The organism is Pseudomonas sp. AF32 (assembly GCF_022342325.2).
Taxonomy (GTDB): Bacteria; Pseudomonadota; Gammaproteobacteria; order Pseudomonadales; family Pseudomonadaceae; genus Aquipseudomonas; species Aquipseudomonas uvaldensis.
Map to the genome: position 1 here is coordinate 59,526 of NZ_RQJK02000029.1, position 19,590 is coordinate 79,115.

Genomic DNA, 19,590 nt, shown 5'->3' on the forward strand with positions numbered 1-19,590 from the left:
TCGCTTTAGGAATGCTGCATGTCCACCCCCACAGTCCGCGAACAATTCCTTGTTATCAGTGCCCTTGGCGCCAACCCCATGGAGCTGACTAACGTCCTGTGCCGCGCCAGCCATGAAAACCGCTGCGCCGTCGTGACTTCACGCCTGACCCGTCATGGCGAATGCAGTGCGCTCGTGCTTGAAGTCTCCGGCAGCTGGGACGCCCTGGCCCGCCTGGAGGGCAGCCTGCCAGTGCTGGCCAAGAAATATGCCTTCACTGTCAACGTGGTGCGCAGCGCCGCGCTGGAAAACCGCCCACAGGCCCTGCCCTACGTGGCTTACGTGAGTTCGGCCTACCGCCCGGACATCATCAACGAGCTGTGCCAGTTCTTCATGGACCATCACGTCGAACTGGAAAACCTGACCTGCGACACCTATCAGGCCCCGCAGACCGGCGGCACGATGCTCAACGCCACGTTCACCGTGACGCTGCCGGCCGGCACCCAGATCAGTTGGCTGCGCGATCAGTTCCTGGACTTCGCCGATGCGATGAACCTGGACGCCCTGATCGAACCGTGGCGCCCACAAAACCCCATGTAAGGAAGCATTCATGGCCGTTGCCGTCGACCAGCCGGTTACCGATTTCCAGGCGCCCGCCACCAGCGGGCAGACCGTCAGCCTTGCTGCCCTGAAAGGCAAGCAGGTGGTGATCTACTTCTATCCCAAGGACAGCACTCCGGGCTGCACCACCGAAGGCCAGGGTTTTCGCGATCAATACGCACAGTTCAAGGCCGCCAACACCGAAGTGTTCGGGGTCTCCCGGGACAGCCTCAAGTCCCACGAGAACTTCAAGTGCAAGCAACAATTCCCGTTCGAGCTGATCAGCGACAAGGACGAAGCCGTCTGCCAGCTGTTCGATGTGATCAAGCTGAAAAAGCTGTATGGCAAGGAATACCTGGGCGTAGACCGCAGCACGTTCCTGATCGACAAGGACGGCGTGCTGCGCCAGGAATGGCGTGGCGTGAAAGTGCCCGGGCATGTGGATGCCGTGCTGGCGGCGGCCCAGGCGCTCAATAAGGCCTGAGGTTCTTTATTGTCTGCCAGGCCCTATCGCGAGCAGGCTCGCTCCCACATTGGATTTGCGGCGTTCGCAAAACCCTGTGGGAGCGAGCCTGCTCGCGATGAGGCCATCAGCTTCACCCAAGTTACAACAGCGGCGCCACCGCCGGCTCCTTGCTCGGCCATGCATCCAGCACCGCCTTGATCAGCGTCGCCAGGGGGATCGCGAAGAACACGCCCCAGAACCCCCACAACCCGCCGAACAACAGCACTGCGCAGATAATTGCCACCGGATGCAGGTTCACCGCCTCGGAGAACAGCAACGGCACCAGGACGTTGCCGTCCAGCGTCTGGATGATCCCATAGACCGCCATCAGATAGATGAACTGGTCGCTCCAGCCCCACTGGAACAGCGCAATCAATGCCACCGGCACGGTCACCACCACGGTCCCGACATACGGCACCACCACCGAAATGCCCACCAGCAAAGCCAGCAACGCCGCGTAATTGAGCCCCAGGGCGATAAAGCCGATATAGGTCACGCCACCGCAGATAAAAATCTCGATGACCTTCCCGCGGATGTAATTGGCGATCTGGCGATTCATTTCCTGGGCCACACGGGTAATCAACGCCCGTTCGCGGGGCAAGTAGCCACGCACCCAGCGGCCGATCATCTCCCGATCCTTCAGGAAGAAAAACACCAGGATCGGCACCAGCACCAGATAGATCATGATGTTCACCAGCAACGGCAAGCTGGACAGCGAAAACGTCAGCGCCCATTGGCCGAACTTGCCAATCTGCCCGCGCACCACTTCGATGGTCTGCAGCACCTGCTCATCGGATACCAGGTGCGGATAACGCTCGGGGAGCAGCAATAAAAGAGACTGCCATTTGGCAAGCATCCCGGGGAGTTCGTTGAACAAGGTCACCAGCTGATGCCAGAGCAGTGGCACGATGACCACCATAAACACCACCAACAGGCCCATGAACAAGGCAAACACCAACCCGACCGCTGCGGTTCCGGGCAACCGCAGGCGCTCCAGCGTGGTGACCAGACCTTGCATCAGGTAGGCCAGCACCATCCCCGCCAGCACCGGCGCCAGCATGCCGCCCAGGGTCAGGATGGCCGTGAAAGCCAGGAACAGCAGGACGGCCAGCACCACAGCCTCTTCATCGGAGAAGTAGCGCTGGAACCAGTCACGTAACACTTTGAACATTAAAAATCCTTAACGAGCACGGTCTTTTTTTCAGGCTTTCTTCAGCCAGTAACGGTAGACGCCGTTATCGTCCTCTTCATGCAGCAGCGTATGACCGGCGAGCCGGGCAAAGGTGCGGAAATCGCGTTGCGAGCCTGCATCCGTGGCGATGACCTTGAGCACCGCGCCGCTGGAGAGACGATTGAGCTCCAGCTTGGCCTTGAGCAACGGCAACGGACAGTTCAGGCCGCTGGCGTCCAGTTCGGCGTCATGGTCAACAGCATCGGTCATCGGTTCACTCCGGGCGGGTCTCTGGGCGACCTAGAATATCTGGTCCCGAGCCCGGTGTCCGGCTACAGTAGGATCTTTGTCGACAAAGGCCCCGTGCATGACCTTTCTGCGCCCCACCCTGCTGACGCTCGCTTGCCTGCTTGCCTCACCGGGCTTCGCCGACGACCTGCCGTCACTTGGCGATGCCAGTTCTGCCATCGTTTCGCCAGAACAGGAACACCAACTGGGTCGCGCGTGGCTGGCCCTGCTGCGCAGCCAGGTTTCTCAGCTCAATGACCCACAACTCAAGGATTACGTTGAATCCAGCGTCTACAAGCTGGTGGAAACCAGCCAGGTCAATGACCGGCGCCTGGAATTCATCCTGATCAACAGTCCCCAGCTCAACGCTTTCGCCGCCCCCGGCGGAATCGTCGGGGTCAATGGCGGCTTGTTCCTCAACGCCCAGACCGAAGGCGAATACGCCTCGGTCATGGCCCACGAACTGGCGCACTTGTCGCAACGCCACTTTGCCCGCGGCGTCGAAGCCCAGCAACGCATGCAGGTGCCGATGATGGCGGCGCTTCTGACCGGTATCGTGATCGCCGCTGCCGGCGGCGGAGATGCGGGGATCGCAGCCATCGCCGGGACCCAGGCAGCTGCCATTCAAGAGCAACGGCGCTTCTCGCGCCAGAACGAGCAGGAAGCCGACCGCATCGGCATCATGAACCTGGAAAAGGCCGGCTACGATCCACGTTCGATGCCGACCATGTTCGAGCGCCTGATGCGCCAGTACCGCTTCGACGCCAGGCCACCGGAATTCCTGCTGACTCACCCGGTGACCGAGTCCCGGATCGCCGACACCCGCAACCGTGCCGAACAAGCCAGGCCGGGCGGCATCGAAGACAGCATGCGCTATCAGTTGATCCGTGCACGGGTCCAGTTGATCTACGAAGAAACCCCTGGCCTGGGCGCCAAGCGCTTCCGCGCGCAACTGGATGAAAACCCGAAGAACGATGTGGCCCGTTATGGCCTGGCGATTGCGCAGATCAAGGGCGGCCAGTTGAACGAAGCGCGAGAGAACCTCAAGCCGCTGCTGGCAAAATCACCTAACGAGATCATCTACAACCTGGCCCAGGTAGATCTGGACATCACCAGCAACCGACTGCCGGAGGCCCAGTCCCGCGTGGAGCGGATGCTGAGCCTGTACCCCGCCAACTACCCGCTCAATCAAGTGCGCGTCGACCTGCTGCTCAAGCAGAACCGCCCTGTCGATGCGGAGAAAGCCCTGGAAACGTTGCTCAAGACGCGCCCTTACGATCCGGACGTCTGGTACATGGTGGCCGAGACGCGCGGACTGTCGGGCAACATTATCGGCTTGCACCAGGCCCGTGCCGAATACTTCGCCCTGGTGGGCGACTACCGTCAGGCCATCCAGCAACTGGACTTCGCCAAGCGGCGGGCCGGCACCAACTTCCCCCTGTCGTCACGCATCGATGCCCGTCAACGAGAACTGATGGAGCAGGAGCGCATGGTCAAGGACATGATGGGCTGAGGAAGGCCGAAGTTTCGCGCCCCCTGTGGGAGCGAGACCTGCTCGCGATAGCGGTGAATCAGTCACCATCATCGCTAACTGATTCACTGCTATCGCGAGCAGGCTCGCTCCCACAGGGGTTATGTGCTGGTCACTCTATCCGCAGGCGCTACTTCCGCCACGCATAAAAAAAACCGCCTCTTTCGAGGCGGTTTTTCCTTGACCCACTAACCGGTCATTCGGCCAGTTTGAAGGTGATGAAGCTCGCACGACCCTGACGCAGGACTCGCATCGACACCGAGCGATTCTTCGGCAGCGCCTTGGCGATATCGGTGAACTCCTTGGCAGAGCTGATGGCCTGGTTGTTCAGGTGCGTGATGATGTCGCCTGGCTGCAGACCAATCAGGGCGGCCGGACCGTCCTGCACTTCCTTGATGACTACGCCGCCCTGCAGCTCCAACGCTTTTTTCTGCTCTGGCGTCAGCTCGACCACCGCCACACCCAGGCGGTTGCTGCTGCGCTCGACGCCGGACTTGATCTGTGGGTCCAACTCCGCGCCTTCCTCTGGGATGGCACCGACGGTCAACTCAACGTTTTTGCGCTTGCCCTCGCGAATGACTTCCAGGTTGGCCTTGGCACCGGCCTTCAATGCGCCCACCAGATGAGGCAGGTCCGCGGACATGATAATGGGCTGGTCGTTGAGCTTCAGGATCACGTCACCGACTTGCAGGCCGCCCTTGGCAGCCGGGCCACCTTCCTGAATCTGCGCCACCAGCGCACCGGCCGGTTTCTCCAGCCCGAAGGACTCGGCCAGGTCTTTATTCACTTCCTGGATGACAACACCCAACCAGCCACGACTCACTTTGCCTTCGTTTTTGAGCTGGTTGGACACGTCCATGGCGACATCGATCGGAATCGCGAAGGACACGCCCATGAATCCGCCCGAACGGGTGTAGATCTGGGAGTTGATACCCACCACCTCACCGTCGAGGTTAAACAGCGGACCGCCGGAATTGCCCGGGTTGATCGGTACGTCGGTCTGGATGAACGGGACATAGTTCTCGTTCGGCAGGCTGCGACCGATCGCACTGACGATGCCCTGGGTCACGGTGTGGTCGAAGCCAAACGGCGAACCGATGGCCACGACCCATTGGCCAGCCTTCAGGTCCTGGGACTTGCCGAGCTTGAGTACCGGCAGGTCCTTGCCTTCGATTTTCAGCAGCGCCACGTCGGAACGTGGATCGGTACCGACCAGCTTGGCCTTCAACTCGCTGCGATCGGCCAGGCGCACCAGGATTTCGTCGGCGTCGGCGATCACATGGTTATTGGTCAGGATGTAGCCGTCGGGAGAGATGATGAAACCTGAGCCCAGGGACTGCGCTTCACGCTGACGGCCACCGCCAGGCGAACGCGGCTGTGGCATTCCACGCTCGAAAAACTCGCGCAGCATGGGCGGCAAACCTTCCAGGTCCGGCATCTGCTGGTCCGATACACGGCGATCCGGCAGCTTCTGGGTTGTACTGATGTTCACCACTGCGGGAGAGGCGTTCTCGACCAGGTGGGTAAAGTCGGGCAACTCGGCCGCCATGGCCGGAACGCCCTGACCGAGCACCAGCACGGTGGCGAAAATGGACAGATAGGTTTTCAAGCGTGGTATCGACATACGGCTCCCGTTACGACGAGCAGGGTTAAGCGATATGGACCAAGAGATACCGGTTGGAAAAAGGCGCCGGTATTTTGGTTCCGGAAAAACAGGCAAGGCCAGAGCCGAGCGGCTCTGACCTAATAGAAAAAAAACAAAAAATTTGCAAATTAAAATGCTGACATGAAGTTTCGGCATTTCGATCAAACCCCGGCCTGACTGGCCTCTCGCATGATCGAACCACCGAAGCAGCACATTATTGAGTCGCCGTAGCGTCAGAACGCATGGACAGCGCGATCCGTTCGGCGGTACCGATGGGGATCTCACCCACCACCGTGACCATCATTTCACCCTGGGGCGTCGTGAGGCGACGGGAAACGGCGGCCGTTGGCCCAAGCTGGGTACGGGTATCGGTGACGGTCGCACCGTTCAAGGGCTCCAGGAACACCGAGAAACGGGCCAGCCCATCATCGTACATCAGGCTGTTGACCTGGACATTGGTGTCCGGGTCCTTGCGCACGGTACTGCCAGTCAATTCAAAGCCGGGTGGAAGCCAGTCCGAATGCCAGGCAGCTTTCGCTGTGGTGGATTTGCCAGCGCCCTGGGTCACCGCCTTGCATTCCGCGCTGGCCTGCAGTTCGCTTTCCGACGGCTCGACCGTGTTCAACCGCGTGTACTGGAACCGTTCGAGCAACTGTCCCTTGTCGTTAAGCAAAAGGGATTTGAGCGGCAAGCCTGTCTCTTTGTCCAGGTGCAATTCAAAAGCGTATCGATGCTGGTCCCTGGGCGTCAGGGAGAGGATGACAGCCGGTCGCCCGGCCACGCGCGACCTGCCGACTACGGCAAGCTCGTACCAATTCTTGAGTTTTTGCGGATCGAGCGCACGTGCAGTGCCTTCAGCATTCCCCAGCCCCGGTGCCAATGCACCGCTGACGCATTGTGTGCGCCCATCAACACGCAGGACCTCCTGTGCAGAACCGTCCTGCTGCAGCAACCGCTCGCGGACTTTACCGTCCTGGGCGCGATGCCAGATGTTATGAGTGGAGAAGCTGCCGTTGCGCTCGTAAACGAAAGTGCCCTGGAAACTTTGCTGTTGCTCGGCCTGGCTCAAACGATTCAACCAGTCCTGAGCTTCATCGGCATAGGCTGGAACAGCGCACCAGCCACCCAGCAGAAGCGTGAATAGAGGTATGGCGCGCAAGAGTCCTTTCCTTAACGATTTTCCAGGCTGGCTGCGCGAGCGTACGGCAGCGCGCTTTCGGTTCCTTTCAGGGCAGCCTGCTGGGCATGCTGGCGCAGGTAGCTGGGCAGACGCTGGTCATGCCAGCCTGGCTGGCCTTGCAGCACACCATTGACCATCGGGCCGGCGGCTTCCGAACCTTCACTGTAGCCTGCCAGTACCGCTGGCCCTTTGACCTGTGGCGCGGCGAGGCCTGGCTGGTTGGATTGTTGCGCCATTTGTACACCCGCGATTTCATCCTGGTTGTACAGACGAACACCCGCCAGAACGGCGACGGTAACCGAAGCGGCAACGGCCAGACGACCCAGGCTACGCCATGGACCGCGGGAAGCTTTCGCCGGTACGGCTTCATCAGCCAATGCAGCAGAAACGGCCGCAGCGATATCCAGACGCGGAAGCAGCAGGTCCTTGTGCATTACAGCCCGGGCGATCTGGTAACGAGCCCAGGTCTCACGGGTTTCAACATCGTCGAAGGCATTCAATACCCGACGCAATTCCAATTCGTCCGCTTCGTTATCCATCACTGCGGACAGCGATTCCTGCAGGGCTTCACGACTCATGGCGTTCCTCTCTTGGCTGTCGCCGCTGTCTCAGTTTTCCTGCAACAACGGTTGCAGGGCTTTGTCGATGGCCTCCCGAGCGCGGAAAATCCGGGAGCGCACGGTACCCACCGGACACTGCATGACGCTTGCAATGTCCTCGTAACTCAGACCGTCGAATTCACGTAAAGTTAAAGCCGTACGCAAATCTTCGGGCAGTTGCTGGATGGTTCGATGGACAGTGCCTTCGATCTCATCCCGCAGCAACGCTCGCTCCGGTGATTCGAGGTCCTTGAGGCCGTGATCGCCATCATAGAACTCCGCATCTTCGGAACTCACATCACTATCCGGCGGCCGGCGGCCGCGTGAAACCAGATAGTTTTTCGCCGTGTTAATGGCGATGCGGTAAAGCCACGTATAGAACGCGCTATCGCCGCGGAAATTACCAAGTGCGCGGTATGCCTTGATAAAGGCTTCCTGTGCGACATCCTGGGCTTCATGGGTGTCGTGCACGAACCGCACGATCAACCCGAGAATTTTGTGCTGGTATTTCAGCACTAGCAGATCGAAAGCTCGCTTGTCGCCGCGCTGAACGCGTTCGACCAGCTGCTGATCCTCTTCCTGGGTTAGCATGAACACTCCTCGATAAGCTCGAAGGAGGCTTGCATGACTAATTGACCGGGCTTGCAAACATAGACTCGGGCTTTTCGCAAAAGTTCTCCCCCTTCAAAGCAAGTTTCCGGCGCGCTCTGATCTCGGCACGCACGAAAAACGCAGCCAGAGATTCCCCCGGCTGCGCGAATAATCTGTCGCCGGGGCTGCCGGCAGAGATTCGAATCGAAATCCTGCACCAGCCCGACGCTGCTCCCTTCTGCAGACAACCGTCTATTGAACCTGGTCGCTTGCCAAAAGTTCCCACTATTTGTAGCCATTCAAACCAAACACCAGGCGAGCTGCGCGTCAGACGCCTTCGTTGGAAAGGCCGGCTTGTCGCCCTTGCGCGGACACCGTACGTCGACGAAGCATGCAGCGCTTTTTGTCACATTGGTTTCATATTGCCATGAATGCACGGCTATTGTGCCGATCCCCCCCTCTATATACTAGTGGGCTGTGTGGCTGCCTGACCCGTTGAAGCGGATGTCTTGCGCCAACCCCGACCCGGGTCGCTTTGAGCGGAAACCTTTCGAATGAGCCAACAGTATCAACACGATGTTCTGGTAATCGGCAGCGGTGCCGCCGGATTGAGCCTTGCCCTGACATTGCCACAGCATTTGCGCATCGCTGTGCTGAGCAAAGGCGATCTGGCCAACGGTTCGACATTCTGGGCCCAGGGCGGCGTCGCCGCCGTGCTGGATGACACCGACACCATCGAGTCACATGTCGACGACACCCTCAACGCCGGCGGCGGCCTGTGCAATCCTGAAGCGGTACGTTTCACAGTCGAGCACAGCCGGGAAGCCATCCAATGGCTGATCGACCAAGGCGTGCCCTTCACCCGTGGAAAACCATCCGGTACCGAAGACGGTGGCTTCGAATTCCACCTGACCCGTGAAGGCGGTCACAGCCATCGGCGCATCATCCACGCCGCCGACGCGACCGGCGCGGCAATTTTCAAGACTCTGCTGGCCCAGGCACAGCAGCGGCCTAATATCGAACTGCTGGAACAGCGGGTCGCGATCGACCTGATCACCGAAAAGCGCCTGGGCCTGGACGGCGATCGTTGCCTGGGCGCCTACGTGCTCAACCGTAGCACCGGGGAAGTCGACACCTACGGTGCCCGCTTCGTGATCCTGGCTTCCGGTGGCGCCGCAAAAGTCTACCTTTATACCAGCAACCCCGATGGTGCCTGCGGCGATGGCATCGCCATGGCGTGGCGCTCGGGTTGCCGGGTGGCGAACCTGGAATTCAACCAGTTCCATCCCACTTGCCTCTATCATCCACTGGCCAAAAGCTTCCTGATCACCGAGGCCTTGCGTGGCGAAGGCGCCCACCTGAAGCTGCCCAATGGCGAACGGTTCATGCAACGCTTCGATCCGCGCGCCGAACTGGCCCCACGGGACATTGTCGCCCGGGCCATTGACCATGAAATGAAGCGCCTGGGCATCGACTGCGTCTACCTGGACATCAGCCACAAGCCCGAGGCGTTCATCAAGAGCCACTTCCCAACGGTGTACGAACGCTGCCTGGAATTTTCCATCGACATCACCCGGCAACCGATCCCAGTGGTGCCGGCTGCGCACTACACCTGCGGCGGCGTGATGGTCGACCAGCACGGCCGCACCGACGTGACAGGTCTTTACGCCATTGGCGAAACAAGCTTCACCGGCCTGCACGGTGCCAACCGCATGGCCAGCAACTCGCTGCTGGAGTGCTTTGTCTACGCCCGCTCGGCTGCGGCGGACATCCTCGAGCAGTTGCCGCAGGTTGGCATGCCCGCGGCCCTGCCCTCATGGGACGCCAGCCAGGTCACCGACTCGGACGAAGACGTGATCATCGCTCACAACTGGGACGAACTGCGGCGCTTCATGTGGGACTATGTCGGCATCGTGCGCACCAACAAGCGCCTGCAACGGGCGCAGCACCGGGTGCGCCTGCTGCTGGATGAAATCGATGAGTTCTACAGCAACTATAAGGTCAGCCGCGACCTGATCGAGCTGCGCAACCTTGCCCAGGTGGCTGAACTGATGATCCGCTCAGCCATGGAGCGCAAGGAAAGCCGAGGGCTGCATTACACGCTCGACTACCCGAACCTGCTGCCAGAGGCACTGGACACTATCCTGGTGCCGCCCACCTACGCCGACTGAACCTGAGCCGCACGCGCAGGCGCCGATGCACGTCCGGCGCCTGCGCATCGCGGGGCACGCAAATCGAGCGGATCCGCCGCTCACCGTTCAGGCGAAAACGCAGCACGACGATAAGTGGCAACGCCAGACTGTCGGGACACAGTTGCACTGCCTGCCAGCCGTTGTCCCTGTTCCAGAGCCACCAGCCATCAGGATCACGACGCAGCCCACGAAAGGCCTGGCGATGGTTCAGCAAGAGATGGCGCGGTATCGCCCAGGCGCCATGGGCCAGGCACAGCGCAACGCCAAGCACTGCGAATCCGCCCGGGACCGATATCAGCAGCAACGAGCCCAGGGCGAACACCTGGGCCAGGAGATAGGCCACCAGCAGTAACCTGGAGGCCTGCCAGCGGCATTCGAAGCGGTTATTTCGGCTGGACACGGTCCAGGATCATCCGGACCATGCGCTGCAGCTCCGGGTCTTCGGACTCGCTGCGTTCCATGAACCAGCCGAACATGTCCTGATCCTCGCACGCGAGCAGGCGGACATAGCACGCACGGTCCACTTCATTAAGATGGGGATAAACCTCTTTCACGAATGGCACCAGCAATACGTCAAGCTCGAGCATGCCGCGACGGCTGTGCCAGTAGAGGCGATTCAGTTCTACATCTTCGACCATGGAGCGCTCCTCAAATAGAGCGCAAGTATACAGGCACGGTCGCGGCGGAACAGACGGCTTTGGTCGGGCACCACCAATCCTTTGTGAACTACCCATTTCAAGGGCGCCCCCTTATGATGTCCGTCAGACTTTTTTATCCTGCGATGACTCATGGCTGATTCCGTTTTTTTCTGCACCCTGTCCCACGAAGGCGTTCTCGCGGTTCGCGGCGTGGACGCCAGTAAATTCCTGCAGGGCCAGTTGACCTGCAATCTCAATTACCTGAGCGACGAGCGGGCCAGCCTCGGCGCCCGCTGCACCCAGAAAGGCCGGATGCAATCGAGCTTTCGCATCGTACTTCAAGGCGACGGCGCCCTGATGGCGATGGCTACCGAACTGCTCGAGCCGCAATTGACGGATCTGAAGAAGTACGCGGTGTTTTCCAAAGCCAGGCTCACCGACGAAAGCGCTGCCTGGGTTCGCTTCGGCCTGGAGAATGCCGACACGGCGCTCGCGGGACTGGGCCTCGACCTACCGGCCGATGTCGACAGCGTGACCCGGCATGAATCCCTGATCGCCATTCGCGTCTCCCCCGGTCGCGCCGAGCTGTGGGCTCCGGCCGAACAAGCCGATACCCTCAAAGCCCGGTTGCGCGAGGAACTGGCCGAGGCCGACCTGAACCCTTGGCTGCTGGGCCAGATCCGTGCGGGCATTGGCCAGGTCATGCCGGCCACCCGCGAACTGTTTATCCCCCAGATGCTCAACCTGCAAGCCGTCGGTGGCGTGAGCTTCAAGAAGGGCTGCTATACCGGGCAGGAAATCGTTGCCCGCATGCAGTACCTGGGCAAGCTCAAGCGACGCCTGTATCGACTGCAACTGGACGCCAGCGAATTGCCAGAAGCCGGCACCCCCTTGTTCTCTCCGCTGCATGGCAGCTCCATCGGCGAAGTGGTCATTGCCGCACGGGCCGAGCGAAACATTGAACTGCTGGCGGTGTTACAGGCCGAAGCAGCAGAAGAAGGCGATGTACACCTTGGCGCGTTGGAAGGCCCGGCGCTGCAGTTGCTGGACCTGCCTTACGAACTGGACCGCGACCGCGAGATCCAGCGCTGATCGCAGCATTTGTCGCAACACCCTAGAGAACCGAAATGAGCGATTTGGCGGATAAGGTCCTGCGGGATTTGGTGGAGGCCATCGATAACGATGACCTGGTTCTGCCGACATTACCGGAAGTGGCCCTGCAAATTCGCCGGGCCGCGGAAGACCCGGAGATCAGCGTCAGCAACCTGAGCAAGGTGATCGGCCGTGACACGGCGCTTTCGGCGCGTCTGATAAAAGTGGTCAACAGCCCGCTGCTGCGCGCCACCCAGGAAGTCACTGACCTGCACACCGCCATCACCCGGCTGGGCGTCAACTACAGCAGTAATCTGGCTATCGGCCTGGTCATGGAGCAGATCTTCCATGCCCGCTCCGAGGTGGTGGAACAGAAAATGCGCGAAGTCTGGCGCAAAAGCCTGGAGATCGCCGGCATCAGTTACGCGCTGTGCCGTGGTTATACACAACTCAAGCCCGATCAGGCTGCTTTGGGCGGCCTGGTGCACCAGATCGGCGTGTTGCCGATCCTGACATACGCCGAAGACCACAACGAATTGCTGTCAGACCCGGTCAGCCTCAGCCATGTCATCGACACCATCCACCCAATACTGGGAGACAAACTGCTCAGCGTCTGGGAGTTTCCGGAAAGGCTGGTGAAACTGCCGGGCCTCTACCTGGATTTCGCACGGGAGTCGAAGCACCTTGATTATGTCGACCTGGTGCAAGTTGCCGCCCTGTATTGCTACAAGGACACCGATCATCCTCTCGGCAGGATTGACGTGTTCAGGGTCCCGGCTTTCAAGAAACTCGGCATCGACCCGGACAACAAGAACCGCTGCGCCGACATTGAAGAAGCGCGGTCGATGTTTTACTGAAGAGCATCGCGGGTAAGCCCCGCTCCCACAGGTATCGATATCTGCGGCAGCAAGGCTTGCCCGCGATAGCGACTGTCAGTCTGAACCGGGAATAAAACTGACCCGCACTTTCAATCCGCGCTCCTGCCCGTCATGGAGACTGATTTGCGCCAGATGGGCACGGCAGATTTCACCCACGATCGCCAATCCCAGGCCGGAACCGGCGACTTGCTGGTTGCGTCGATAGAAGCGCTCGAAGACCCGATCCCGCTCATGCAGTGGAATGCCCGGCCCGTCGTCCTCGACTTCCAGCACCGCCGGCGCGGCAACCCGCAGGATCACGTTGCCCCCTGACGGCGTATGGGCCAGGGCGTTGTCTACCAGGTTGCTCAACAGCTCGTTCAACAAGGTCGGCTCACCTCGCAGCCAGACCGGTTCATCAGCCTCAAGCGCCAAGGCCACGCCCCGGGCATGAGCCAGCGGCGCCATGGCCATGCCCAGCTCTCGGGCCAACTGACTGAGGTCCAGCAACTGCGCACCGCCTTCGGCGATGGCCCGGGCCCCATTTTCCACTCGCGCCAGGGACAACAACTGGTTGGCCAGGTGGGTCAATCGGTCGGTACCCTGGGCAGCGGTTTCCAGGGTTTGCCTCCAGGTCGCCGGCTCGCTGGCGCGCAAACCCAACTCAAGCCGCGCCTTGAGCGCCGCCAGGGGCGTGCGTAGTTCGTGAGCGGCATCGGCGATGAACTGCGCCTGACGCTCGAATTGCCCACGCAGGCGCTCGGTGAAATGGTTGAGCGCACGCACCAGCGGCCATAATTCGTGCTGCACCTCCACCAGCGGCAAAGGTCGCAAGTCGTCCGGCTGGCGCTCTTCCACTGCCGTTCGCAGACGCTCCAGCGGGCGCAACGCGGCGCTGACCGCAAACCACACCAACAGCAATGCCCCCACGGCCAGCATGCCCAGGCGCAACAGTGTATCGGCCATCAGGCTGCGGGCCATCCTGACGCGCGCCTCCTCGGTTTCCGCTACGCGGACTTCCGCCATGCCGTTCATGTTCGGCTCGCTCACCGCTTTGAGCAGGCTCACCACGCGCACGCTCTGGCCCTGGTAGCGGGCGTTATAGAAGCGTGCCAGCGCGGGGTAATCGTCGGTGCGGGGCGTACCGGGCGGCGGGCCGGGAAGATTTTCGTAACCGGAAATCAGCTTCTGATGGATGTCATTGACCTGATAGTAAATCCGCCCGGCGCTGTCGTAGGCGAAGGTGTCCAGGGCCACGTAAGGCACATCCGCGCTGAGACTGCCGTCGCGCTGGGACAGGCCGGCGGCGATCGTCCTGGCCGAGGCCAGCAGGGTCCGGTCATAAGCGGTATCGGCGGCTTCGCGGCCATTCCAGTAGGCACTCAGGCCGCTGGCAAGCATCAGCACCACCAGTAGCAGTGCCAGGTTGCGCAGCAGCCGCCAGCGCAGGCTGTCGGGCCTATGCATCGCGGTTTTCCAGCAGGTAGCCCAGCCCCCTGAAAGTCACGATCGCCACGGCATGCCCGTCGAGCTTCTTGCGCAGGCGGTGAACATAGATTTCGATGGCGTCGGGGCTGGCTTCTTCATCGAGGCCGAACACCTGGGCCGCCAGTTGCTCTTTGCTCATCACCCGCCCTGGCCGGGCGATCAGCGCCTCCAGCACGGCTTGCTCGCGGGAGGTCAGTGTCAGCAGTTCGTCGTCGAGGGTGAAGCGGCGGGTGTCGAGGTCGTAGATCAACGCTCCGCAACGCTGCTGGCGTTCACCACCCAGCACGCTGCGGCGCAGCAAGGCCTTCACCCGAGCTTCGAGTTCGCTGAGCTCGAAAGGCTTGGCCAGATAATCGTCGGCACCGAGATTCAGGCCATGAACCCGATCCTTCACGTCACTGCGGGCGGTCAGCATCAGGACCGGCAATGTCTTGCCCCGGGCCCGCAAACGCGCCAGCACTTCAAAGCCATCCATGCGTGGCAGTCCCACGTCCAGGATCGCCACGGCGTATTCCTCGCTGCTCAACGCCAGATCGGCAGCGACTCCGTCGTGCAGCACATCCACGGTCAGACCGGTGCTCTTGAGCGCCTGGGCAACGCTTTCGGCGAGCTGCAGATGGTCTTCGACGAGCAGAACACGCATGGGTTTTTCCTCGATTCAGGGACGGCCGGCGCCATTCACTGGCGCGGAGTTTACAGCCGCATCCGGTGCTGTGAAGCCAAAAAACACCTTGAAAGCTTTTGAAAGGTTAGCGAAAGGTTAGGCCGATAAAGTCTTGCAAGGACAGTTTCCGACTGCCTGTCGCGCCACACGATGCGAACGAAAAACGCCCCGAAGCGTTTTCGCCCCATAAGAACAATAAAGCGGAGTATTCACCATGCTCTCCATGCAGCTCCAGGCCAAGATGCCTTCCCGCTCCTGCCGATCTTGCCGGCAAGCGCACCTTGCACATACCACATTCATGACGTCGAGCCGCCACGCATTGCGAGGCTGAGCGGCCCCATGCGCCCGATTTGCTACACACACAACAACAACTCCTCTGGAGACAATAATGAGCCCATCACTGCGTAAAATTGCCATGGCCGCCGGTTGCCTGGTGTTCGCCGGACAATTGCTTGCCGCTGATCCATCCAAAGAGCCCAAGCGCCCTGAATGCATCGCCCCGGCCTCCCCTGGCGGTGGCTTCGACCTGACGTGCAAGCTGGCGCAAAGCGCCCTGGTCAACGAGAAGCTGCTGACCAAGCCGATGCGCGTCACCTACATGCCGGGCGGTGTTGGCGCGGTAGCCTACAACGCAGTGGTCGCCCAGCGCCCCGCCGATGCCGGCACGCTGGTGGCCTGGTCCAGTGGTTCACTGTTGAACCTGGCCCAAGGCAAATTCGGCCGTTTCGATGAAAGCGCAGTGCGCTGGCTGGCCGCCGTCGGTACCAGCTATGGCGCCATCGCAGTGAAGAGCGATTCGCCCTACAAGACCCTCGATGACTTGGTCCAGGCCCTGAAGAAAGACCCCGGTTCAGTGGTGATCGGTTCCGGCGGCACCGTAGGCAGCCAGGACTGGATGCAAACCGCCCTGATCGCCAAGGCCGCCGGCATCAACCCTCGCGACCTGCGCTACGTGGCCCTCGAAGGCGGCGGTGAAATCGCTACCGCCCTGCTGGGTGGTCACATTCAGGTCGGCAGTACCGACATCTCCGACTCCATGCCGCACATCCAGAGCGGCGACATGCGTCTGCTGGCGGTGTTCGCCGAGAAGCGCATCGACGAGCCGGAGATGAAAGACATCCCCACCGCCCGCGAGCAAGGCTACGACATCGTCTGGCCGGTAGTACGCGGTTTCTACCTGGGGCCAAAGGTCAGTGACGAAGACTACGCCTGGTGGAAAGAGTCCTTCGACAAACTGTTGGCCTCCGAAGACTTCGCCAAGCTGCGCGACCAGCGCGAACTGTTCCCGTTTGCCATGACCGGTCCGGAACTGGACACCTACGTGAAGAAGCAAGTGGCTGATTACAAGGTACTGGCCAAAGAGTTCGGCCTGATCCAGTAACCGTCTCTGTTCACGTGGCGGCGCCGGCATCACCGGCGCCGCCCAGGAGTTAGTCATGCTCACCATCCAACGAATTTTTGCTGCGGTGCTACTGCTGGTCTGCATCGGCCTCGCGCTGATGGCCTGGCCGTATCAGGCAGCGTTTTCCTACGAGCCTGTCGGCCCGCGCGCCTTTCCCCTGCTGATGCTGGGGCTGATGGGCGCGGCATTGCTGTACATGGTGTTCCGTCCGGCCCCCATCGTGCACAGCGATGAAGACCGGCAGCTGGACCGTGAAACCCTGAAGAAGATCGGCATCTGCGTGGCGCTGCTGCTGATATTCGCCGGCACCTTCGAGCCCCTGGGCTTCATCCTCGCCAGCATTCTGGTCGGCGTGCCGATGGCCCGCCTGTATGGCGGTCGCTGGATCCCGAGCGTAGTGATCATCAGCCTGATGGCCCTTGGTCTTTATCTGTTGTTCGACAAGTTGATGGACGTCCCCCTGCCCCTGGGCCTGCTCGACGTCCTGGAGAACTGATATGGATACCCTGAATTATCTTGGCCAGGGTTTCGGCGTTGCCATGACGCCCTATAACCTCGTCACCGCACTGACCGGCACCCTGATCGGCACCGTGGTCGGCCTGTTGCCGGGCCTGGGCCCGATCAATGGCGTGGCGCTGCTGATCCCCATCGCCTTCGCCCTGGGCCTGCCGCCTGAATCGGCACTGATCCTGCTGGCCGCGGTGTATCTGGGCTGCGAATACGGCGGGCGCATCAGCTCGATCCTGCTCAATATTCCCGGTGAAGCGTCCACCGTGATGACCACCCTCGACGGCTATCCGATGGCACGCCAGGGCCTGGCCGGGGTGGCATTGTCCCTGTCGGCATGGAGTTCGTTCATCGGCGCCTTCATCGCCACCTGCGGCATGGTGCTCTTTGCGCCCTTGCTGGCCAAGTGGGCGATTGCCTTCGGACCGGCGGAATATTTTGTCCTGATGGTCTTCGCCATTGTCTGCCTCGGAGGCATGGCGGGCGACCGACCGCTCAAGACGTTCATTGCAGCGTTGATCGGCCTGTTCCTGTCGGCAGTCGGGATCGATGCCAACAGTGGTGTGTACCGTTTCACCGGTGACAACGTTCATCTGGCCGACGGCATTCAGTTCGTCGTACTGGTCCTGGGCCTGTTCTCCATCAGTGAAATCCTGTTGATGCTGGAAAAGACTCATCACGGCCAGGAAGCGGTGAAAGCCACCGGGCGGATGATGTTCAACTTCAAGGAGGCGGCATCGGTCTTCATCGTGAACCTGCGTTGCGGCGTGCTCGGCTTCATCATGGGCGTGCTGCCAGGAGCCGGTGCAACCCTGGCCAGCGCCGTGGCCTACATGACTGAAAAACGCATCGCTGGCGCCAGTGGTACGTTCGGCCAAGGAGACAAGCGCGGTCTCGCCGCCCCGGAAACGGCCATCGGCGGTGCCGCCTGCGGTGCACTGGTGCCGATGCTGACCCTTGGCGTGCCTGGTTCGGGTACCACGGCAGTGATGATCGGCGCATTGTCGCTGTACAACATCACCCCGGGTCCACTGTTGTTCCAGCAGCAGCCGGACATTGTCTGGGGCCTGATCGCGTCGCTGTTCATCGCCAACATCATGCTGGTGATCCTCAACATCCCGATGATTCGTGTCTTCACTCGTATCCTGGCCGTGCCGAACTGGGCCCTGGTACCAGTAATCGCAATCATCACCGGCATCGGCGTCTACGCGGTGCACGCCACCACGTTCGACCTGTTCCTGATGATTGGCATCGGCATCTTCGGCTACATCCTGCGCAAGCTGGACTTCCCACTGTCGCCAGTGCTGCTGGGCTTCATCCTCGGCGGCCTGATGGAACAGAACCTGCGTCGTGCGTTGTCGATCTCCAACGGCGGGCTGGAAATCCTCTGGTCGAGCCCGATCGCCTTCGGCTGCTGGGTACTGACGGCTATCATGCTGCTCATGCCACTGCTACGGATCTGGCGCCGTCGCGCCGCACAACGTCGCGCCTTGGCCAATGTCTGAAGCGACTTTCAGACAATGGTGGGGAACACCGCTGGTCGGCCTGGCCGGCGGTTACCTGGCCAGCCTGATCGGCTGGCCTTTGCCGTGGATGGTCGGCTCGTTGCTGGCGATCATCCTGGTGCGTTGCCTGACCCCATGGCAATTGGCGGAAATCCCCGGCGGCCGCAAATGCGGCCAATGGGTGGTGGGCATCGGTATTGGCCTGCACTTCACGCCCGTGGTGATGGAACAGGTCCTGAGTCATTTCGGGCTGATTTTCTTCGGCGCGCTGATCACCAGCGTGTCCAGCGTGGTGAGTGTCTGGCTGATGCGCCGCACCGGCGAGGATCGCGCCACCGCTTTTTTCTCCAGCATGCCGGGCGGTTCCGGTGAAATGGTCAATCTCGGCGCGCGCAATGGCGCAGACCTGAGCCGCGTCGCCGCGGGCCAGAGCCTGCGTGTACTGGTGGTGGTGCTGTGCGTGCCGGCGGCGTTCAAGTACCTGTTGGGCGAAGGCGCCCCGCTGCAACACGCCACCACCGTGGACTGGCTGTGGCTGGCCGCGTTGTTTCCCGCCGGCGCCCTGCTCGCCTGGATCTGGGAGCGCCTGCGTCAACCCAACCCGTGGTTGTTCGGGCCTTTGCTGGTGAGCGCGGTGGCAAGTATCGCCTGGGACCTGCACATCAGCCTGCCCAATGGCGGCAGCCAGATCGGCCAATGGCTGATCGGCAGTGGCCTGGGCTGCCACTTCAACCGCCAATTCTTTCGTCGGGCGCCCTCGTTCATGGGGCGAACCTTGATCGGCACGGTGTTGACGATGCTGATCGCCACCCTGGCGGCCCTGGGCCTGAGCACCTTGACCCATCTGGATCTGCGCTCGTTGACACTGGGCATGATGCCCGGCGGCATTGCGGAGATGAGCCTGACGGCAGAGACGCTGCAATTGTCGGTGCCACTGGTGACGGCACTGCAGGTGATGCGGCTGTTGTTCGTGCTGTTCCTGGCAGAACCGTTGTTCAGGTATTGGATTCGCAGGCCGGGTTCTGACCTTTAACCATCTTGTTTTCATCGCGAGCAGGCTCGCTTGTATGGTAGGACTTGAAGGGAGGAGGAGGGACAAGGCTCGATTCTGACTGTTAGCCGCAGTACAGACTGTGGGAGATTTCGCCCCTCCTCC

The 19,590-nt window shown here is 61.1% G+C and carries 20 protein-coding genes; 10 read left to right on the top strand and 10 right to left on the bottom strand.

Going from position 1 to position 19,590, the window contains the following annotated elements:
* Positions 1 to 18: 18 nt before the first annotated feature.
* Positions 19 to 579, top strand: a complete 561-nt coding sequence (locus EGM97_RS23420; protein ID WP_053155883.1) for a glycine cleavage system transcriptional repressor — start codon at positions 19 to 21, stop codon at positions 577 to 579.
* 10 nt (positions 580 to 589) lie between these two features.
* Positions 590 to 1,063: a peroxiredoxin gene (locus EGM97_RS23425; RefSeq protein WP_238964240.1), complete on the top strand. Its 474-nt coding sequence runs from the start codon at positions 590 to 592 to the stop codon at positions 1,061 to 1,063.
* A gap of 121 nt (positions 1,064 to 1,184) precedes the next feature.
* Here EGM97_RS23425 and EGM97_RS23430 read toward each other — a convergent pair whose 3' ends face one another.
* Together EGM97_RS23430 and EGM97_RS23435 are read right to left on the bottom strand one after the other, a co-directional pair.
* The gene (locus EGM97_RS23430; RefSeq protein ID WP_238964241.1) at positions 1,185 to 2,255 is read right to left on the bottom strand and encodes an AI-2E family transporter; all 1,071 of its coding nucleotides are present in this window, start codon (positions 2,253 to 2,255) and stop codon (positions 1,185 to 1,187) included.
* Between the two features lie 30 nt (positions 2,256 to 2,285).
* Positions 2,286 to 2,525, bottom strand: coding sequence for a sulfurtransferase TusA family protein (locus tag EGM97_RS23435; protein ID WP_053155891.1), 240 nt, complete (start codon positions 2,523 to 2,525; stop codon positions 2,286 to 2,288).
* 97 nt (positions 2,526 to 2,622) lie between these two features.
* On the opposite strand from EGM97_RS23435, the gene EGM97_RS23440 reads away from it, so the two are divergent.
* A complete protein-coding gene (locus EGM97_RS23440) occupies positions 2,623 to 4,056 on the top strand; it encodes a M48 family metalloprotease (protein ID WP_238964242.1) in 1,434 nt (477 codons plus the stop codon).
* 214 nt (positions 4,057 to 4,270) lie between these two features.
* Here the strand turns inward: EGM97_RS23440 and EGM97_RS23445 are convergent, their stop codons facing one another.
* The 4 genes from EGM97_RS23445 to rpoE form a co-directional block, all read right to left on the bottom strand.
* Positions 4,271 to 5,698 carry a DegQ family serine endoprotease gene (locus tag EGM97_RS23445; RefSeq protein ID WP_053155897.1) on the bottom strand — a complete coding sequence of 476 codons (1,428 nt, stop codon included), beginning with the start codon at positions 5,696 to 5,698 and terminating at the stop codon, positions 4,271 to 4,273.
* A 235-nt stretch (positions 5,699 to 5,933) separates the two neighbouring features.
* Positions 5,934 to 6,878, bottom strand: coding sequence for a MucB/RseB C-terminal domain-containing protein (locus EGM97_RS23450; RefSeq protein WP_238964243.1), 945 nt, complete (start codon positions 6,876 to 6,878; stop codon positions 5,934 to 5,936).
* 11 nt (positions 6,879 to 6,889) lie between these two features.
* A complete protein-coding gene (locus tag EGM97_RS23455) occupies positions 6,890 to 7,477 on the bottom strand; it encodes a sigma-E factor negative regulatory protein (RefSeq protein ID WP_238964244.1) in 588 nt (195 codons plus the stop codon).
* Between the two features lie 30 nt (positions 7,478 to 7,507).
* The gene (gene rpoE / locus EGM97_RS23460) at positions 7,508 to 8,089 is read right to left on the bottom strand and encodes an RNA polymerase sigma factor RpoE/AlgU (RefSeq protein ID WP_003172477.1); all 582 of its coding nucleotides are present in this window, start codon (positions 8,087 to 8,089) and stop codon (positions 7,508 to 7,510) included.
* A 554-nt stretch (positions 8,090 to 8,643) separates the two neighbouring features.
* Here rpoE and nadB point away from each other — a divergent pair.
* Positions 8,644 to 10,260 (top strand): L-aspartate oxidase, encoded by a 1,617-nt coding sequence (gene nadB, locus EGM97_RS23465; RefSeq protein ID WP_238964245.1) that lies wholly within the window; start codon positions 8,644 to 8,646, stop codon positions 10,258 to 10,260.
* Here nadB and EGM97_RS23470 read toward each other — a convergent pair.
* Complete coding sequence (locus EGM97_RS23470) at positions 10,229 to 10,681, bottom strand: protein YgfX (protein ID WP_238964246.1); 453 nt, start codon at positions 10,679 to 10,681, stop codon at positions 10,229 to 10,231. The genes nadB and EGM97_RS23470 overlap by 32 nt on opposite strands.
* Positions 10,665 to 10,919 (bottom strand): FAD assembly factor SdhE, encoded by a 255-nt coding sequence (locus EGM97_RS23475; RefSeq protein WP_238964247.1) that lies wholly within the window; start codon positions 10,917 to 10,919, stop codon positions 10,665 to 10,667. The genes EGM97_RS23470 and EGM97_RS23475 overlap by 17 nt, the downstream gene beginning before the upstream one ends.
* 150 nt (positions 10,920 to 11,069) lie before the next feature.
* On the opposite strand from EGM97_RS23475, the gene ygfZ reads away from it, so the two are divergent.
* Both ygfZ and EGM97_RS23485 read left to right on the top strand, forming a co-directional pair.
* Entirely contained in the window at positions 11,070 to 12,011 is a 942-nt protein-coding gene (gene ygfZ, locus EGM97_RS23480; protein ID WP_238964248.1) for a CAF17-like 4Fe-4S cluster assembly/insertion protein YgfZ, read from the top strand.
* Positions 12,012 to 12,046: 35 nt separating this feature from the next.
* Positions 12,047 to 12,868 carry an HDOD domain-containing protein gene (locus EGM97_RS23485; protein WP_238964249.1) on the top strand — a complete coding sequence of 274 codons (822 nt, stop codon included), beginning with the start codon at positions 12,047 to 12,049 and terminating at the stop codon, positions 12,866 to 12,868.
* Positions 12,869 to 12,943: 75 nt separating this feature from the next.
* Here the strand turns inward: EGM97_RS23485 and EGM97_RS23490 are convergent, their stop codons facing one another.
* Together EGM97_RS23490 and EGM97_RS23495 are read right to left on the bottom strand one after the other, a co-directional pair.
* A complete protein-coding gene (locus EGM97_RS23490) occupies positions 12,944 to 14,335 on the bottom strand; it encodes a sensor histidine kinase (RefSeq protein WP_238964250.1) in 1,392 nt (463 codons plus the stop codon).
* Positions 14,328 to 14,999 carry a response regulator gene (locus tag EGM97_RS23495; protein WP_053155924.1) on the bottom strand — a complete coding sequence of 224 codons (672 nt, stop codon included), beginning with the start codon at positions 14,997 to 14,999 and terminating at the stop codon, positions 14,328 to 14,330. Before EGM97_RS23495 ends, EGM97_RS23490 begins: the two co-directional genes overlap by 8 nt.
* A 409-nt stretch (positions 15,000 to 15,408) precedes the next feature.
* Here EGM97_RS23495 and EGM97_RS23500 point away from each other — a divergent pair, with 409 nt between their 5' ends.
* Genes EGM97_RS23500 through EGM97_RS23515 form a run of 4 tightly spaced genes read left to right on the top strand, consistent with a single transcriptional unit; the run spans position 15,409 to position 19,467 of the window.
* Positions 15,409 to 16,401: a Bug family tripartite tricarboxylate transporter substrate binding protein gene (locus tag EGM97_RS23500; RefSeq protein ID WP_053155928.1), complete on the top strand. Its 993-nt coding sequence runs from the start codon at positions 15,409 to 15,411 to the stop codon at positions 16,399 to 16,401.
* A 55-nt stretch (positions 16,402 to 16,456) separates the two neighbouring features.
* Complete coding sequence (locus EGM97_RS23505) at positions 16,457 to 16,918, top strand: tripartite tricarboxylate transporter TctB family protein (RefSeq protein WP_238964251.1); 462 nt, start codon at positions 16,457 to 16,459, stop codon at positions 16,916 to 16,918.
* Between the two features lies 1 nt (position 16,919).
* Entirely contained in the window at positions 16,920 to 18,434 is a 1,515-nt protein-coding gene (locus EGM97_RS23510; protein WP_238964252.1) for a tripartite tricarboxylate transporter permease, read from the top strand.
* Entirely contained in the window at positions 18,427 to 19,467 is a 1,041-nt protein-coding gene (locus EGM97_RS23515; protein ID WP_232775523.1) for an AbrB family transcriptional regulator, read from the top strand. Before EGM97_RS23510 ends, EGM97_RS23515 begins: the two co-directional genes overlap by 8 nt.
* The last annotated feature ends 123 nt before the right edge of the window (positions 19,468 to 19,590 follow it).

Bases quoted from the DNA above. Each gene is read 5' to 3' on its own strand.
- EGM97_RS23420 (WP_053155883.1), top strand. From the start codon at position 19: ATGTCCACCCCCACAGTCCGCGAACAATTCCTTGTTATCAGTGCCCTT.
- EGM97_RS23425 (WP_238964240.1), top strand. From the start codon at position 590: ATGGCCGTTGCCGTCGACCAGCCGGTTACCGATTTCCAGGCGCCCGCC.
- EGM97_RS23430 (WP_238964241.1), bottom strand. From the start codon at position 2,255: ATGTTCAAAGTGTTACGTGACTGGTTCCAGCGCTACTTCTCCGATGAA.
- EGM97_RS23435 (WP_053155891.1), bottom strand. From the start codon at position 2,525: ATGACCGATGCTGTTGACCATGACGCCGAACTGGACGCCAGCGGCCTG.
- EGM97_RS23440 (WP_238964242.1), top strand. From the start codon at position 2,623: ATGACCTTTCTGCGCCCCACCCTGCTGACGCTCGCTTGCCTGCTTGCC.
- EGM97_RS23445 (WP_053155897.1), bottom strand. From the start codon at position 5,698: ATGTCGATACCACGCTTGAAAACCTATCTGTCCATTTTCGCCACCGTG.
- EGM97_RS23455 (WP_238964244.1), bottom strand. From the start codon at position 7,477: ATGAGTCGTGAAGCCCTGCAGGAATCGCTGTCCGCAGTGATGGATAAC.
- rpoE (WP_003172477.1), bottom strand. From the start codon at position 8,089: ATGCTAACCCAGGAAGAGGATCAGCAGCTGGTCGAACGCGTTCAGCGC.
- nadB (WP_238964245.1), top strand. From the start codon at position 8,644: ATGAGCCAACAGTATCAACACGATGTTCTGGTAATCGGCAGCGGTGCC.
- EGM97_RS23475 (WP_238964247.1), bottom strand. From the start codon at position 10,919: ATGGTCGAAGATGTAGAACTGAATCGCCTCTACTGGCACAGCCGTCGC.
- ygfZ (WP_238964248.1), top strand. From the start codon at position 11,070: ATGGCTGATTCCGTTTTTTTCTGCACCCTGTCCCACGAAGGCGTTCTC.
- EGM97_RS23485 (WP_238964249.1), top strand. From the start codon at position 12,047: ATGAGCGATTTGGCGGATAAGGTCCTGCGGGATTTGGTGGAGGCCATC.
- EGM97_RS23490 (WP_238964250.1), bottom strand. From the start codon at position 14,335: ATGCATAGGCCCGACAGCCTGCGCTGGCGGCTGCTGCGCAACCTGGCA.
- EGM97_RS23495 (WP_053155924.1), bottom strand. From the start codon at position 14,999: ATGCGTGTTCTGCTCGTCGAAGACCATCTGCAGCTCGCCGAAAGCGTT.
- EGM97_RS23500 (WP_053155928.1), top strand. From the start codon at position 15,409: ATGAGCCCATCACTGCGTAAAATTGCCATGGCCGCCGGTTGCCTGGTG.
- EGM97_RS23505 (WP_238964251.1), top strand. From the start codon at position 16,457: ATGCTCACCATCCAACGAATTTTTGCTGCGGTGCTACTGCTGGTCTGC.
- EGM97_RS23510 (WP_238964252.1), top strand. From the start codon at position 16,920: ATGGATACCCTGAATTATCTTGGCCAGGGTTTCGGCGTTGCCATGACG.
- EGM97_RS23515 (WP_232775523.1), top strand. From the start codon at position 18,427: ATGTCTGAAGCGACTTTCAGACAATGGTGGGGAACACCGCTGGTCGGC.